This is a genomic window from Dinoroseobacter shibae DFL 12 = DSM 16493 (assembly GCF_000018145.1).
GTDB lineage: Bacteria > Pseudomonadota > Alphaproteobacteria > Rhodobacterales > Rhodobacteraceae > Dinoroseobacter > Dinoroseobacter shibae.
Genome location: NC_009955.1, coordinates 119626 through 135145, shown reverse-complemented (window position 1 = coordinate 135145; position 15520 = coordinate 119626). Strand labels below are relative to the sequence as shown.

Annotated in this window: 13 protein-coding genes; 1 reads left to right on the top strand and 12 read right to left on the bottom strand. The window is 63.9% G+C overall.

Going from position 1 to position 15520, the window contains the following annotated elements; all coding sequences use genetic code 11:
• Positions 1 to 2 precede the first annotated feature (2 nt).
• The 12 genes from DSHI_RS18830 to DSHI_RS18775 all read right to left on the bottom strand — a co-directional run bounded on the left by DSHI_RS18830 (position 3) and on the right by DSHI_RS18775 (position 14468).
• Positions 3 to 743: an ABC transporter ATP-binding protein gene (locus tag DSHI_RS18830; RefSeq protein ID WP_012187080.1), complete on the bottom strand. Its 741-nt coding sequence runs from the start codon at positions 741 to 743 to the stop codon at positions 3 to 5.
• Complete coding sequence (locus tag DSHI_RS18825; protein ID WP_012187081.1) at positions 740 to 1768, bottom strand: branched-chain amino acid ABC transporter permease; 1029 nt, start codon at positions 1766 to 1768, stop codon at positions 740 to 742. The genes DSHI_RS18830 and DSHI_RS18825 overlap by 4 nt, the downstream gene beginning before the upstream one ends.
• Positions 1761 to 2645 carry a branched-chain amino acid ABC transporter permease gene (locus tag DSHI_RS18820; protein WP_012187082.1) on the bottom strand — a complete coding sequence of 295 codons (885 nt, stop codon included), beginning with the start codon at positions 2643 to 2645 and terminating at the stop codon, positions 1761 to 1763. The genes DSHI_RS18825 and DSHI_RS18820 overlap by 8 nt, the downstream gene beginning before the upstream one ends.
• A 20-nt stretch (positions 2646 to 2665) precedes the next feature.
• Positions 2666 to 3820 (bottom strand): ABC transporter substrate-binding protein, encoded by a 1155-nt coding sequence (locus DSHI_RS18815; protein WP_012187083.1) that lies wholly within the window; start codon positions 3818 to 3820, stop codon positions 2666 to 2668.
• A 41-nt stretch (positions 3821 to 3861) separates the two neighbouring features.
• The gene (locus DSHI_RS18810) at positions 3862 to 4665 is read right to left on the bottom strand and encodes an enoyl-CoA hydratase/isomerase family protein (protein WP_012187084.1); all 804 of its coding nucleotides are present in this window, start codon (positions 4663 to 4665) and stop codon (positions 3862 to 3864) included.
• A 26-nt stretch (positions 4666 to 4691) separates the two neighbouring features.
• Entirely contained in the window at positions 4692 to 6227 is a 1536-nt protein-coding gene (locus tag DSHI_RS18805) for an AMP-binding protein (RefSeq protein WP_012187085.1), read from the bottom strand.
• Positions 6220 to 6729 carry a (2Fe-2S)-binding protein gene (locus tag DSHI_RS18800; RefSeq protein WP_012187086.1) on the bottom strand — a complete coding sequence of 170 codons (510 nt, stop codon included), beginning with the start codon at positions 6727 to 6729 and terminating at the stop codon, positions 6220 to 6222. The genes DSHI_RS18805 and DSHI_RS18800 overlap by 8 nt, the downstream gene beginning before the upstream one ends.
• Positions 6717 to 7544, bottom strand: a complete 828-nt coding sequence (locus DSHI_RS18795) for an FAD binding domain-containing protein (protein WP_012187087.1) — start codon at positions 7542 to 7544, stop codon at positions 6717 to 6719. The genes DSHI_RS18800 and DSHI_RS18795 overlap by 13 nt, the downstream gene beginning before the upstream one ends.
• Positions 7541 to 10492 carry a xanthine dehydrogenase family protein molybdopterin-binding subunit gene (locus DSHI_RS18790; RefSeq protein ID WP_012187088.1) on the bottom strand — a complete coding sequence of 984 codons (2952 nt, stop codon included), beginning with the start codon at positions 10490 to 10492 and terminating at the stop codon, positions 7541 to 7543. Before DSHI_RS18790 ends, DSHI_RS18795 begins: the two co-directional genes overlap by 4 nt.
• A 99-nt stretch (positions 10493 to 10591) precedes the next feature.
• Entirely contained in the window at positions 10592 to 11458 is an 867-nt protein-coding gene (locus DSHI_RS18785) for an AraC family transcriptional regulator (protein ID WP_044029386.1), read from the bottom strand.
• Positions 11459 to 11562: 104 nt separating this feature from the next.
• Positions 11563 to 13020: an aldehyde dehydrogenase family protein gene (locus DSHI_RS18780; protein WP_012187090.1), complete on the bottom strand. Its 1458-nt coding sequence runs from the start codon at positions 13018 to 13020 to the stop codon at positions 11563 to 11565.
• A 38-nt stretch (positions 13021 to 13058) separates the two neighbouring features.
• Positions 13059 to 14468 (bottom strand): UbiD family decarboxylase, encoded by a 1410-nt coding sequence (locus DSHI_RS18775; RefSeq protein ID WP_012187091.1) that lies wholly within the window; start codon positions 14466 to 14468, stop codon positions 13059 to 13061.
• 127 nt (positions 14469 to 14595) lie between these two features.
• Between DSHI_RS18775 and DSHI_RS18770 the strand changes: the two genes are divergently transcribed.
• Positions 14596 to 15510, top strand: a complete 915-nt coding sequence (locus DSHI_RS18770; RefSeq protein WP_012187092.1) for a LysR family transcriptional regulator — start codon at positions 14596 to 14598, stop codon at positions 15508 to 15510.
• Positions 15511 to 15520 lie beyond the last annotated feature (10 nt).

Genomic DNA, 15520 nt, shown 5'->3' with positions numbered 1-15520 from the left:
GCTTATCCATGTCCGAAATAGGCCGCCTGGACGGCGGGATTCGCGCGCACCTCGGTTGGTGTGCCATCCGCGATCTTCTGGCCCTGGTGCATGACGATGACGTGGTCAGACACCGCCATGACGATCCCGATGTCGTGTTCGATCAGCAGGATCGACACGTGATCCGTCAGGCCGCGGATCAGCGCCTCGGTCTCCTCGGTATCAGCGTGGCTCATGCCCTGGGTCGGCTCGTCCAGCATCAGCACCTTGGGTTCGCACGCGAGGCACATCGCGATCTCCAGCCGGCGTTGTTCGCCATGGCTGAGATAACCGACCTGTTCGTGGACCTTGTCGTGCAATTCGAAACGGGCGATCAACTCGTCGACCTTGTTTGCCGCGCGCCCCGTGCGGCGCAGCGGACGCATCAGGTGCGAGGCAGGCTCAAGCACCTGCGTGGCAAGCCTGAGGTTCTCGCGCACGGTCATGTCGAAGAACAGGTTGGTGATCTGGAACGACCGTGCGAGGCCGGCGCGTTGCAGTTCGGCCGGACCGGCGCGTGTCACGTCACGGCCATCCAGATTGACACTGCCGCTGCCCGGCTTCAGCGCACCGGAAATCAGGTTGAACAGCGTCGTCTTGCCCGCGCCATTTGGCCCGATCACGGTCGTGATCTGATTTGGCAGAGCATCGAAGGAGATGGCATCGACGGCCCTCAACCCGCCAAAGGAGATGCCCAGGCGGTCGGTTTGCAGGATCGGCGTCATGACGTGGCCCCCTTTGACGTTTCTGCGTCCGGCGCTCTGCGCAGTTCACTGTCGCGCAGGCGGGTTTCGAGCCGGGGTTTGATCAATCCGATCAGCCCCTTGGGCAGGAACAGGATCGCGCAGATGAAGATCAGGCCAATGGCGATCAGGTGGTGCTCGGTGTAGCTGCCGACGACGGACTTGAGGAAGGTCAGGATCATCGCGCCGTAAAGCGCACCCGCCAGTGTTCCGACCCCGCCGAGGATGACCATGATGACCGCATTGCCCGAGGTGGCAAAGAACATCAGTTCGGGCGACACGAAGCCGCGCAGCATTGGGTAGAGCGCGCCGGAAATGCCCGCGACCAGCGCCGCCACCACATAGGACACCATCCGCGGCCACCACGTCGAATAGCCCAGAAACGGAACGCGCTTTTCATTGGCCTTGTTGGCGATGACCAGACGACCGAACGGCGTGGTCAGAAGATAGGCGACCGCGCCGTAGAGGACCGTGAGGACTGCCAGCGTCAGCAGGAAGAACGCGACCGGATCGCCGGCAGAGATCGTTGCCACCCCGAGCGGAATTTCAAGCACGGGCACGCCGATCAAACCGTCGGACGCGCCCAGTTCGCGGGTGTTGTAGACGATCTTGGCGACCACCTGGGCCATGCCGAAGGTGATAAGCGCGAAATAGACGCCGCGCACCCGGTTGGCGATCAGCCCGCCGACGATGCCCGCGACCAGCGACGCAAGGGTAGCTGTGCCAAGCGCCAGCCAGAACGACGGCACATCGCGCAGCACCAGCGCCGAGACATAGGCCCCGATCCCGAAATAGAGCGCCTGTCCGAGGCTGAGCAGCCCCCCAAACCCCAGCAGGATGTCCACCGACAGGGCCAGCCCGCCGAGGATCAGCGCTTCGGTGGCAAGGCGCAGATAGAACACGTCGCCAGTCGCGGCGGCAAAGACGACGCCGATTGCGACGATGCCCAGAAGGGCGGCAAAGAAGATGTGGTTGGCCCGCATCGAAATATCCAGACGGTCATGCATGGCCGATCCTCCCGAACAGGCCCTGCGGGCGGAACATCAGCACCAGCACCATGACACCGAACACGATGGGTTCGGACCAGACGGGTGAGATGACGAGGCTAGAAATCGCCTGAATCTGCGTCAGCACGATCCCCGCGACCACAGCGCCCCAGATCGACCCCATGCCGCCGACGATCACGACCGTGAAGGCGATCAGGATGAAATCGCGTCCCATGGTCGGGAACACCGAATAGATCGGCGCCAGCAGCACGCCCGCCAGACCCGCCAGCGCCACGCCAAAGGCGAATGCGCCGGAATAGACCCAGCCGACGCGCACCCCGAGGCTGGCCGCCATGTTGCGGTCGAAAGAGGCCGCGCGCACGATCGCACCGAGCCGTGTGCGGTAGACGACGAACGCCACGGCAAGGATGACGGCGGCGCTGATGGCGATCAGGAACAGGCGGTAGGTGGGAATGAAGATGCCCATCAGGTCGGTCGCACCGGGCAGTGGGTTTTCGGGCCGCTGCGTGTTTGGCCCGAAGATGATCTTCAGCACATCCTCGGCAATGAGCCCCAGGCCGAAGGTCAGCAGCAGGGTCGAGACGTGCCTGTCCGCACCGTCATAGACGCGTCGGATCAGGTAGCGTTCCGTGACGATCCCGAGCGGGATCATCATTAGTGGAACCATCGCCATCAGCACCCAGTAGTTGACGCCGAAGGCGGCCAGCGCCAGCGCGCCATAGGCCCCCACGGCGTAGAATTCGCCGTGGCTCATGTTGATGACATCCAGCAAACCGAAGATGATCGTCAGACCCAGCGCCACAAGGATCACGGAGACCCCGAGCGCCAGGCCGTTGAGCATCTGCGGAGCCAGAACGAAATGCAGATACTCTGCCATTTGCTCTCTCCGCGGTTTGCCTAGAAGCGTTCACATGTGTCCGGGCCGATGGCGGCGTCGCCGTCGATGGTATTGGCGATGGTGAACGCGCTGTCCTTGATCTGCACCGCGTACATCGGCTGGATCGCCTGGTGGTCACCCGCGCGGATCGTCTTGACGCCCTGGGGCGTGTCCCATTCAAGCCCTTCGAGTGCTGCGCGCACCTCGTCCGTGCCGGTGCCGCCCGCCGCTTCGACCGCCTTCTTGTAGGCAAAAAGCAGGCCATAGCTGTCGGCACCGTAAAGGTCCGGATCGGCCCCGTTGCGGGCATTGAATGCCTCGACGAACGCCTTGTTTTCCGGGCTGTCGATCAGGGTCGAATAGCCGACCCCGGTGATGAACCCTTCGGCGGCGGCGCCGATGGCGTCGATGTTCTGGCTGGTCACGGTGCCGGACGCGCCGAGGATGGTCAGCCCGTCACGCACACCGAAATCCTGCATCTGGGTGAACAGGCGCACGGTGTCGTTGCCCGCGACCGAAGTATAGAGGACTTCAGGCTGGGCGGCACGGATTCGACCGAAATACTGGCTGTAGTCCTTGGAATCGAGTGGCGCAAAAACTTCGCCAGTCGATTTGGCACCGACCTGTTCCGCGTTGCTTTTGAATGCGGCGACGGTCGAGCGGCCCATCTCGTAGTCCGGGCCGAGGTAGAACACCTTGGCACCCGGTTTCTCGCTTTCGACCCAGGCGGCGAGGGCCGCCGATTGCTGGCCTGCCCGCGCGTTCACGCGGAACACGTTGGGCGAACATTTCTCGCCGGTGATGGCGTCAGAGAAGGAGACCGTCGTTGCCAGCAGCTTGCCCGCCCGCTCGGCCACCTGGCCGACCGCGAGGGTGGCACCGGAATTGACGGTGCCGGTCAGGAAATCGACATCCTCGGCGGTCATCAGCTTTTCAGCTTTCTGCACGGCGACCGCCGGGTTCGCCTCGCTGTCCTCGTAGATCAGCTCAATCTGGCGGCCCATGATGCCACCCGACGCGTTGATCTCCTCCGCCGCGAGGTCGAGCCCCCAGCTGACCTGCTGGCCGATCCCGGCATAGGTGCCCGAAATCGGCGTCACCACGCCGACGCGGATCGGCCCGTCCTGGGCCGTGGCCGACCCCGCGACAAGTGCCGCGACTGCGGCTGTCTGCAAAAATCCCTTGATAGAAACTGTTATTCCTCCCTTTGGTTTGTTTAGCGGCCGACAAATGTCGGTTTGCGCTTTTCGTGAAAGGCCTTGACGCCCTCGGCGAAATCTTCGGATTGGCGAAGGCGGCTATAGCAGTGGCCTTCGAGTTCGATGCCGGTGGCCACGGTCGCGTTTTCGCTGTCGTTGAGCAGTTTCTTCGCAGTGCGTTGCGCCATCGGTGAAAAGCTGCGCAGCTCGTTCACCAGCTTGGCGGTCGCTTCCTCCAGCTTGTCATCCTCGACCAGCTCGACCGCGATCCCCCAGTCAAAGGCCTGCTGGCCAGAGATCCGGCGCGAGCGCATGACCACGTCCTTGGTGCGTGCCAGCCCGATCAGCGCCTGCAACCGCGCCGAACCGCCCGAGCCGGGGATCTGGCCCAGCTTTTGCTCGGGCAGCGCATAGAAGGTGGATTTGGCGGCGATGCGGAAATCGCAGGCCAGCGAGATTTCGAAACCGACGCCGAAAGTGTAGCCCTTGTTCGCCGCGATCACCGGCTTGGCGCAGCGCCAGGGGGCCGCGACATTGTCGGCCAGATGGCTGACATGCTCGGGCGATGCATCGAGGAAGCCGTGAATATAGCCACCTGACGAAAAATGCTCACCCTCCGCCCGCAGCACGATGACCCGAACCGCGTCATCGGCATCCAGCGCCTCGAACGCCGCGCGCAGCTGGTCGCGCTGATCCATCGAGATCACGTTCATCGGGGCGCGCTCCAGAACGATGTCGCCGCGTTCGGCTTCGGCGTCCACCTCGATGCGGAATCCGTCGAGTTTGGACAGCAGCGGTCGGTCGGAATAGGGGTTTGTCATGGGTCGTCTTCTCCTTGCAGGCGGCCTTATCCGGCCGCGGTCTCTTCGGGTTCGGGGGTGTAATTTCCGGCCACCAGTTCCCGGCGCAGCAATTTGCCAACCGGCGATTTGGGAAGCTCGGACACGAAAATGATCCGGCGGGGCCGTTTGAAATTGGCCAATGCCGAGTCGCGGCAATGCGCGTCCAGTTCCTCGGTGCTCACGGCGTGGCGGCGTTTGACAAAGGCGGTGACGATCTTGCCCCAGCGTTCATCGGGCAGACCCACGGCGGCGCAATCCTCGACCGCCGGGTGCATCGACAGGCAGCTTTCCACCTCGACGGGCGACACGTTTTCGCCACCGGTGATGATCATGTCGTCGACGCGGCCCGTCACGTACAGATCGCCCTCGGCGTCGAAATGCCCGCAATCGCCGGTAAAGTACCATCCATCGCGTAGCGATTTTTCGTTCGCGTCCGGGCGTTGCCAGTAACCTTCAAAGGCTTCGTCTCCGGCGAGTGTCGCGATGATTTCGCCTTCTTCGCCCTGTGCCATCACGGCAGCGGGATCGCCCGCGCCCATCCTGACCACGCGCAAATCCTGATTGAGTCCCGCCTTGCCTGCGGAACCGGGTTTGGACACGGCGTCCTGTTCGATCGAGAAGGTGTAGATCTCGGACGAGCCGTAATGGTTCACGAAAAGCTCCGGCTGAAACGCGGCCTGAACCCGTTTGAGCAACCCGTCCGTCATCGACGCCCCGGCAAACCCCAGGCGTTTGACAGCGGAAAGGTCCGTTGACGCAAAGTCGGGGTGTTCGAGCAGGTCGTGATAGAGCGTCGGAACCAGATACAGGCTTCCGATCCGTTCATCGGCGATCAGCCCCAGAGCATCGGCACAGTTGAACCGGGGCAGGCAGACGAAGGTGCCGTTCAGCAATGTCATCGCCAGAAGCGAACGCACCCCCATCGTATGATAAAGCGGCATGACCCCCAGCGTTGCGTCGTTCATCGGCATCAGGTTCTGCGCCACATGCGCCAATGTCCCCGCCCGTTCGGCACGGTGGCGGCGCGGCACGCCTTTGGGCCGGGCGGTGGTGCCGCTGGTATAGAGCATGATGGACCAATCGTCGGCGCTGGCCTTTGGGCTTGCGTCCGGTGCCGAACCGGCGACGACATCCTCGAACCTGACCGCGCCGTCGACATCGGTTTCGTATGTCAGGCACGGCAGATCTGTTGCTGAAGCACGCACGGCATCCACGCTCGATCCGTCACAGGCAATGGCGCGGGCGCCGCTGTTCTCGGTAAAGAATGTGATTTCGTCGGCTGTCGCCCGCCAGTTCACCGGAACGATCGTGATGCCGGCCATTTGGCAGGCCCAGTGGATGCTTGCGGCGGCATGGTTGTTCTGCATAGCCGTCACCAACCGGTCGCCATGGCGCAGGCCCATGTCCGCAAGCCCTTGGACAAGCGCCGAAATCTGGCGCAGCCAATCGGCATAACTCAGACGTACATCGCCATCGACAATGGCCAGCGCATCCGGATCGCGGGCAGCACTTGCGATCAGGGAACGACCTAGGTCAAGCATTGTCTGTCTCCTCCCTGAGGGTTTGTGCTGCGTCCAGTGCGGCAGCGACGATCGGTTGGTATCCGGTACAGCGGCACAGATGCCCCGACAGAACGTCGCGGATGCGTCCCGCGTCGGCCCGCGGTTCGGTTGCGAGCAACGTGTCGAGCGACATCAGGATGCCGGGGGTGCAAAAGCCGCATTGCAGCGCGTGATGTTTGCGAAAGGCGTCCTGCAGGATGGACAATCTGGCGGGGGCAGGGGCCAGGGCCTCGACCGTGTCGATCTCGGCGCCTTCGATCTGGACCGCGAATGTCAGGCAACTGCGTGCCATCGCGCCGTCGATCCGAACCGTGCAGGCGCCGCAGACACCATGTTCGCAGCCGATATGGGTGCCTGTCGCACCCTGGACGCCACGCAAGAAATCGCTGAGCAACATGCGCGGGTGGGCTGTGCCCTCGGCGGGCTTGCCATTCAGGGTAAAGCGGACGGGGTGCCTTTCGGTGGCGGTCAATCGGCGCATGTGCGGGCCTCCTTGAGTGCCTGCGCGCCCAGATGGCGCACCAGATCGCGGCGATAGCGGGCGGTTGCATGCAGGTCGCCCCGCGCATCGAGCGACCAGGCGAGCGCGTTGAGCGCCTCGGCTTCGTCCTGGGGTGAGAGGTTGTCCCAGTCCCTGACAAACGGCGTGTCGTTCACGCCGCCGACGGCAAGGCGGACGCGCTTGGGCGAAATCAACGCGGCGCAGGCGACGATGGCGAAATCTCCCTTGCGGCGGCCGACCTCGGCAAATCCCGTGCCGGTGCCTTGCTGGACATCGGCAAAAGTCACCGCCTCGATCATTTCGTCATCGGCCTTGTCGGTCAGCATCATACCGAGGAAAAAGTCGGCCGCCTTCACGCTGCGCCGCTTGCGCCCGCGCCGCAGGATCACCGTGCCGTCCAGCGCGGCCAGCGCCAGCGGAATCTCGGCGGAAGGATCGGCATGGGCCACCGAGCCGCAGATGGTGCCGCGCGCACGGGTCTGGGGGTGGCCGACCCACGGCAGCATTTTCGCAAGCAGCGGGTTGCGCGAGGCCAGGTCGGGATCGCCCAACAGGCTCGCCTGCCGGACAGCGGCAGAGATTTTCAGCGTGCCATTTTCCGCCGCGACTTTCCGCGCGTCCGGGGCCGGCATGACGTCGACCAGGACCGCCGGCGTGGCAAGCCGCATGTTCAGCATCGCCACCAGCGACTGACCCCCAGCAAGGATGCGGGCGTCATCGCCGGTCTGGGCGATCATCTCGGCGGCCTCATCGAGCGTTTCGCAGCGGACATAATCGAATGCGGCGGGTTTCATCGCGTCCCCCCGATCCAGCCGCGAATGCGGGCGATCATGCCGTCGGGCTGTGGTGCGTCTCCGGCCCTGCGTCCGAGGGCGGCAAAAAACTGGCCAATGACGATTTTCGCAGCACCGTCCAGCAGCCGCCCACCGACGGATGCGACCTTGCCGCCCACGGCGGCCTCGTAGCTGTAGCCGATCACCGTGCCGCCCGATCCGTCCGGTGTCAGCGTGACCCGGCCCGACCCCTCGCCGGTGCCAAGCGCGCCGCCGGCCTTGCCGGTCAATGTAGCGCTCTTGGGCGCGTCCAGATCCGATAGCCCGACCTGCACCCGGTAACGCCCCTTGACCGGCCCGACGCCCAGCGTGACATCGGCCAGAAAGCGGGTTGGCGACAGGCGCTTGACGCCATGTGCGCCGGGGATGATCGCGGCGAGTTGGTCTGCGTCCATCAGCAGATCCCATATCTCCTGCGGTGCGGCACCGACGCGCGCCTCGCCCTGACCGGACAGCCCCTTGCCGGAGCTGGGCCGTGGCTGCGCGATGCCTTCGGGTGCTGTGGGTTCGTCCGGCAGATACGATGCGATACGCGCAGGCGAAAGCGGCAGGGTGACATCGACATTGCCGCGAGCCGGTGCCAGTGCATCGGCGACGGCATTGGCAATGCAAACCGGCGTGGACATGCAATTGCCCTCGCCCACGCCCTTGGCCCCCAGCGGGGTCAGCGGCGAAGGTGTGCAGGTATGCAATATCTCAAGGTCAGGGATTTCATGCACCGTGGGCACCGGGTAATCGGCCAGGGTGCCCGCAAGGAACGCGCCGTCGTCGTCATAGACGTATTCCTCGTAAAGCGCCGCACCGACCGCCTGCGCGAACGCACCGCGGATCTGCCCCTCGACCATGCCTTCGTGCAGGATGGTGCCACAGTCGTGCATCGTGACGTAGTGGTCGACGCGGGCTTCATGGGTCACGGGATCGATCTCCACCCCGCAGAAATCGAAGATGAACGCGTGGCACAGCGATGAGTTGATCCCGTCCTCATCGGTCGGGGCGGTCAGTTCGGGGGCGGTCCAGATCGCGGTCTCGCGCATCGGCGCGGCAATTCCGTCAGGCAGGGTGCCGGGAGCCCAATGCCCGGTGGAGGCGACACGGGCGAAGACGAGCGCGGCCCCGGGGTTGGACGCGATGAAAACCTTGCCATTCTCGAATTCGATATCCTCGGGCCGCGCGTTGAGTTGGCTTGCGGCAATTGCGGCGATCCGCTCGCGCAGGCGGTCGGCGGCGATGCGCACCGCCCCGGCGGAGGCGGCGGCAAAGCGGCTGGAATAGTTCCCGGCGGCAATGGACCAGGCGTCCTTGCCGGTGTCCATCGCGGCCACGACCGTGATCGCGCCCGGCTCCAGCCCGAACCGTTCGGCGACGATGCTGGCGGCGACGGTCTTGTGGCCCTGGCCCTGGGGCACGGAATCGATCTGCACCGTGATGCTGCCGACCGGGTCGATGGCGATGGTCGCGCAGGATTGCGCGCCGTTTTTCGGCCCCGCCTTGGCCCGTTCCGCAGGTGTCAGAGCGGTCGAAAGGTATCCCATGTTCGATACCGACGGCTCCACCGCCACGGCAAGGCCGATGCCGTAAAGCCGACCCTCGGCACGGGCCGCGTCGCGCTTTTGGCACAGCGCGTCATAGCGGCCGTCCTTCAACGCCGTGTCGAAGGCATTTTGATAATCGCCCGAATCGTAGGTGGCACCGCTGGCGGTGCGGTAGGGAAAGGCACCCTTGGGGATCAGGTTGTCGCGGGCAACATTCACCGGATCGAGACCCAGCTCGATGGCGATACGTTGCATCAGCCGTTCCAGCGCGAAATAGATCTGCGGGCCGCCGAACCCGCGGTTCAGCCCCGTCGGCGTCTTGTTCGTCATCACGATGCGGTTGCGCACCCGCAGGTTGGCGATGTCATAGGCACCGCAGAGGTTGCCGTGCATGCGGTAGAGCGTCGCCGGCTCCGGCGCCCGCAGATAGGCGCCGACATCCTCGACCTGATCGTAGTCGAGCGCGGTCACGCGTCCCTTTGCCGTAACCGCTGCGCGCAGCGTGATGGCGCGATTTGTGGCAGACACCGAGGCGGTCAGATGCTCGAGCCGGTCCTCGACCCACTTGACGGGACGGTCGGCCAGCCGCGCACAGGCGGACAGAAGCGCGATATAGGGAAACACGCCCTGCTTGATACCGAAGCTGCCGCCGGAATCCTCGGGCGTGCGCAGGCGCAGACGGTTGCCAGGCACGTTCAGCGCCCGCGCGACCACCGGATGGATCGAGAACGGCCCCTGAAAATTCGAGGTGACGTCATAGGACCGCGTGTGCGGATTCCAGCGGGTCAGCACGCCGTAGGTTTCGATGGGCGTACAGGAATTGCGTGGATAGCGCACCGAAATCTCGACGACATGGTCGGCCTCGGCAAAGGCGGAGTCAGGGTCGCCATAAGAAAAACGGCGATCGGCGCCAAGATTGCCGCCCATCTCGTCGTGCAGCACAGGCGCGTCGTCCGCGAGGGCCTTTAGCGGGTCAATGACGGGGGCGAGCGTATCATAGCTGACTTCGATGAGATCGAGCGCGTCCTCGGCGAGGTAGCGATCATCGGCCAGAACCACCGCGACCGGCTCGCCTACATAACGCACCTTGTCGCGTGCGATCGGCCAGCATTCGATGGGCAGCTTGACCCCGACCATCAGCGGCGATGCGACGCTTGCGTAATCCTCGCCTGTCAGGACGGCGTGAACGCCTGCCAGCCTGCGGGCGGCATCGGCCGAAATGTCGGTGATCCTTGCGTGGGCATAGGGGCTGCGCAGGATCGCGGCCTGCAAGGTTCCGTGCGGCGTCGGCAGATCGTCAAAGAACTGGCCGCGCCCGGTCAGAAGCGGGGCGTCTTCCACCCGCAACATCGTCTGATGCAGCCCATCCTTTGGCATGTGTCCTCTCCTCCCAAACCGTAAAGCGGCGTGGCACGACGTTAGAGGGCGGTATTGATGAAACCGATTGCCAAGGGTCGCAGAATTTACCGAGGAGTCTCAAATACGGAAAAAATCAGAGGTATCCCCAAGCCGCGAGATCGACCGGAAGCTGCTGGGCGGCACGCCTGTATGATCGCGGAAGAATCGGGTGAAATGCGCCTGCGCGGTAAATCCCAGCTGATCGGACAGCGCACCGAAGCTGAGGTCCGACGAAACGACGGCGCTCACCGCCCGCTCCAGCCGGATCATGTTGGAAAACACCCGTGGCGTCACGCCGGTCGAGCGTTCGAAAACCCGGAAGAAATTCGCGCGGCTCATGCCAACGGTCTGCGCGAGGCTGTCGATGTCCGACACCTCTCCGGCAACCTTGTGCAGCTTGCTGATCGCCTTGGACACGCGCCAGTCGATGGCCTGGCTTTGCGCCGCGTCGCGCAGGCTTGGCCCGACTGACCGCCATTCGGTAAACCGTTCGATCACCGACACCATCAATTCGCCCAGCTGCGTCTCATGATCGGCGATGGCGGTCGGGGCATGTACCATGCTCGCGGCAAGTGTCATGGCCTGCTTGCGGATCTGCGGCGTGATCGCATCGACGGTTCTGTCAAAGAACCCGGACCCGGCGCTGGCGACCCAGTTGGAACGAAACTCAGCCAGCCAAGAAGGCTCGATATAGAGGGCAAGGATGATCGTGCGCGGGGCATTGGGCCGATGCACATAGGCATGCGGCGTCCATGCGTTGATCAGAACCGCGCTTTCGTGGGTCAGCGGCACAACCTCGTCACCGACGAGAAAACTCGTATCGGCACCCTCGACCTTGAGCAGGACATGGCAATGCGGGTGGGCGTGACGCACAAGCGGACGATCCATGTCGAGCAGCGCGACACGGCCGAATTTTCCGGTTCTGATCCTCAGGGCGTTGGACATCAGGCGGCGGTAACGCGCTCCTCGCTTTCTCGCTTTACGTTCTAGCCACATAATATGCGCCAAAACACCTGCGAATCAAAGCTTGAATGCGCCGGTCGGTTCGCTCAGTGACCGACGACACCGACGTTCTGGTAAACGTGCTTGAGCTCGCAGAAATCGAGCAGACCGTCGAAACCGTGCAATCTGCCCAGGCCCGAACGGCGATAGCCGCCGGTCTCGGCTTCGGCGAAAAGCCTGTTGTGGTCGTTGATCCAGACGGTGCCATTGCGCAGGGCACGCGCCAGCCGCCATGACGCATCGCCGCGATGGGTCCAGATTGATGCGGACAAGCCATAGACGGTGTTGTTTGCCTTTGCCACCGCATCCGCCTCGTCTCGGAACGTCTCAAGCACCACAAGCGGGCCGAAAATTTCGTCCTGTACGAAGCTGGCGTTCGGATCGCTATGCACGACCAGCGCCGGCGACATGAACGCGCTGCCCTTCGGACCGTCGAGCGGGCCGCCGCGCAGCACGACCTCGTCGGCGGTATCGTATACCGTTCCGCAATCACGCATGACCCGGTCGCGCGACTGGATGTCGATCAGCGGCCCCATCGCAGTGCCGTCTGACATGCCGTCGCCGATGGAGACAGCCTGAAGCGCAGCGGAAAGCGCGCTTTTCGCTTCATCAAGCCGGGATTCGTGCACCAGAACCCGACGCGCCGCGGTGCATTGCTGGCCGGAGATGATCGTGGCTGCGGCGGCAAGTTTCGGTGCCACCACGCCGATGTCTGCATCATCCAGCACGATGCAGCAGGATTTGCCGCCCAGTTCCAGCGACAGTTTCTTCATCGTCGGCGCGGCGTCCGCCATGATCCGCTGGCCGACCGCGTTCGAGCCGGTAAAGCTGATGACATCGACATCGGGCGATGTGACCAGCGTTTGCGCTGCGTCATGACCGACCTCGAAAACCACATTGACCACGCCCGCGGGGATGGCGGCATCCTCGAACAGCGGGGCCATGCAGGCCGCGGTGAACAGCGCCGTCTGCGGCGCGGGTTTCGTCACGGTCGTGCAGCCCACCGCCAGCGCCGGAGCGAGCGACCGGATCAGCAGCACGGCGGGTGCGTTCCACGGCACGATGATGCCCGCGACCCCGGCCGGCTCGCGCAGCATCACCGAAAGCTCGCCCGGCGCCACTTCCATCGCGTGGCCGGGATTGTGGCGGGTCAGGCCCGCATAGTATCGGATTTCCGATATCGCCGCGCCCAATTCGCCCTTGGACGCGCCAAGCGGTTTGCCATTGGTCAACGTCAGCAATTCCGCAAGCCGTGCGAGATCGGCCTCCAGCGCGTCGGCCCACCGCAGCAGGGCCATCTGCCGGTCGCGGGGTGATTGCGGCCAGAGCGTTGTGTCGAATGCGGCCCGCGCGGCGGCAATGGCGGCTGTGGCCTGCGCCGCGCCGTCGGCCCGGACATGCCCAACGACCGCCCCGGTCGCCGGGTTGATCGACGCGATCTTGTCGCCCGCGTCCGAATAGGAGCCGCCGATCATGTGCCGCGCGATCAGGTCCGTCGTTGTCATGTCATTCTCCTAAGTGCTTCTGTCCCGCGGGCCATCGCTCAGGATCCGAGTAGGGATGCGAGCTTGGCGTCAGGGTCGATCACCGCGTCCAGATCAAGCTCCTGTTCGCCCGGCACGCGAATCCGCTTGAACCGGAATTCAGGTGCGTCGAGCGGCACCGTGGCATCCAGCCCCATCTTGGCCCCGAAACCATTGTCGGAGGACGGGTCCAGCTTGGAGCCCTGGGAACCTGATATGACAACAAGATCGCGGTCCGCCTGGAACCGGGTGGCCACCGCCCATTCGACCATTTCGGGGTCATGGATATCGACATCCTCGTCGACGACGATCGCATGCTTGATGTCGTAATGAGCGGCGAACGCACCCAGAAGGACATTCTTAGCCTCGCCCGCGTGGCGGGCCTTGATCTTGACGTAAAGGTGATAGCGGCACGTCCCGCCGGGGGCGAGGTGAACGTCGCGCACGCAGGAGAACATGTCCTGAAGGGTTTTCAGGATCGTTGCCTCGCGGGGGATACCGCCCAGGATCAGGTGTTCCAGCCCGCCGCCGACGATGGTGTGGAACAGCGGCTTTTGCCGTGTGGTCACACAGCTCACCTCGATCACATGACGGTCGGCGCGTTCGCCGTAATATTGCGGAAATTCCCCAAAGGGGCCTTCGGGGCGGCGCAGGTTGGCGCGGCAGCGTCCTTCGATCACGATCTCGCTTTGCGCGGGCACGAACAGGTCGACCGAAATACCGCGCACCACATCTAGCGGCGCACCGCCAAGCGCACCGGCGACGGTCAACTCGTCGAAATCCATCGGCACGATGGCCTGCGACGCCAACAGACAGGCCGGCGATGCGCCGATGACGATCGCGACCTCCAGATCATCGCCCGCTTCCTCGGCGGTGGTAAAGAAACTCAACGTGTGCCGCGGCAGCAGCAGCGCGCCCAACTCGCGCGGGCCGGAGACCTGAAGGCGGTGGATGGCGACGTTCTGGATGCCGGTGCGCGGGTTGCGGCAGATCATCAGGCCGGCGGTGATATAGGCACCGCTGTCATGTTCGTTATGGGTCGGAATGGGCAGCATCGCGGTCAGGTCGATGTCGTGCTTGTGCACGACCTCCTGACATGGTGCGGTCTTTACCTCGTTCACGGGCAATGGCGACTGCGCCGCTTCCTCGAAGGCCGACAGCAACGTGCCGGGCTCGACCCCAAGCGCCTCGGCCATCCATTCGCGGCGCGACAGCAGGCCGGATATGACGACCCCGCCGGCATGACCATCGGGGGCAGGGGCGACAAGGGCGCGGCTGCCGTCATGCCGGTTGGCCAGACCCGCGATTTCAAAGGCCAGCTTTCGGCCGGTTTTTGTCACGGCAAGCCGGTCGGTGGTTTCCAGATGGCCGAGCCATTGCCGCAGATCCATGTCCCGGCGGGAGCCCGGCGCAGTCGGTTTTCGGCTCATGTTCATACTCCCAATTGGCAGCCAGACGCTATTGCCCCGGAGCAATCAAAACCATTAATATTGGCTAATCTCAGGGATAGCGTTTCGTGATGGCGCGGTGCGGATCCGAAACTGAAGGTCAAGTGCGATGGAATTGAGACAGATGCAGTATCTGCTGGCGATCTACGAAGAAGGGTCGCTGACCGGGGCGTCGCGACGGCTGAATGTCGTGCAACCGGCACTCAGCCAGCAGCTTCAGAAGCTGGAGGCGGAGATCGGGCAGCCGCTGTTTACCCGCGCACCCAAGGGCATGATCCCGACCCAGGCGGGTATTGAGGCCTATGAACATTTTGTCAGGATCACCCGCGATCTCGATACCGCCCTGAATGCGCTATCGGGCGACGGCGGGCCGGTGCGCGGTACGGTTTCCATCGGGGTGGTCAGTTCCGCCGCCAACAACGCGCTTGGCGAAACCCTGCAGAAATTCACCGTGAAGTACCCGGATGTCAGCGTGAAGGTGACGGGCGGCTATACCGGAGAGCTTCAGGACCAGTTGCGCATGTCGCGGATCGACCTGGCGATCATCAACATGCCGCCGCTCAAACAGGATCCGCGCATCGTGGACATCGTCAAGGAGGATTTCTGCCTGATCGCCGCGCCGGATACGCCGATCACTGGCAAGGCGGGACTGCGGCTTGAGGATATCGAAACGATGAAACTGGTGATCCCGTCGCAGCGGCATGGCCTGCGCACGATCATCGACCGGGCCGCGAATGGCGAGGGGCTGGCATTGTCCCCGTCCATGGAATTCGACGAGATGAAGCTGATCGAGGATTTCGTCTGCGCGACCGACTACGTCACGATCCTGCCGCCCATCGCGGTCAATCGGGCCCTCAGGTCCGGACGTCTCAAGGCCTATCCGATCCGGCCCGCGATCTCGCGGCGGCTTGTCTACCAGATCAATCCCAGCCGACCGCTGAGCGCGGCGGCCCAGATCCTGATCGACGAGATCCGCGAGGACATCATCGAGTTCTCATATTCCCTCGGCAATCTCGTGGGCTGATAGCATTTTC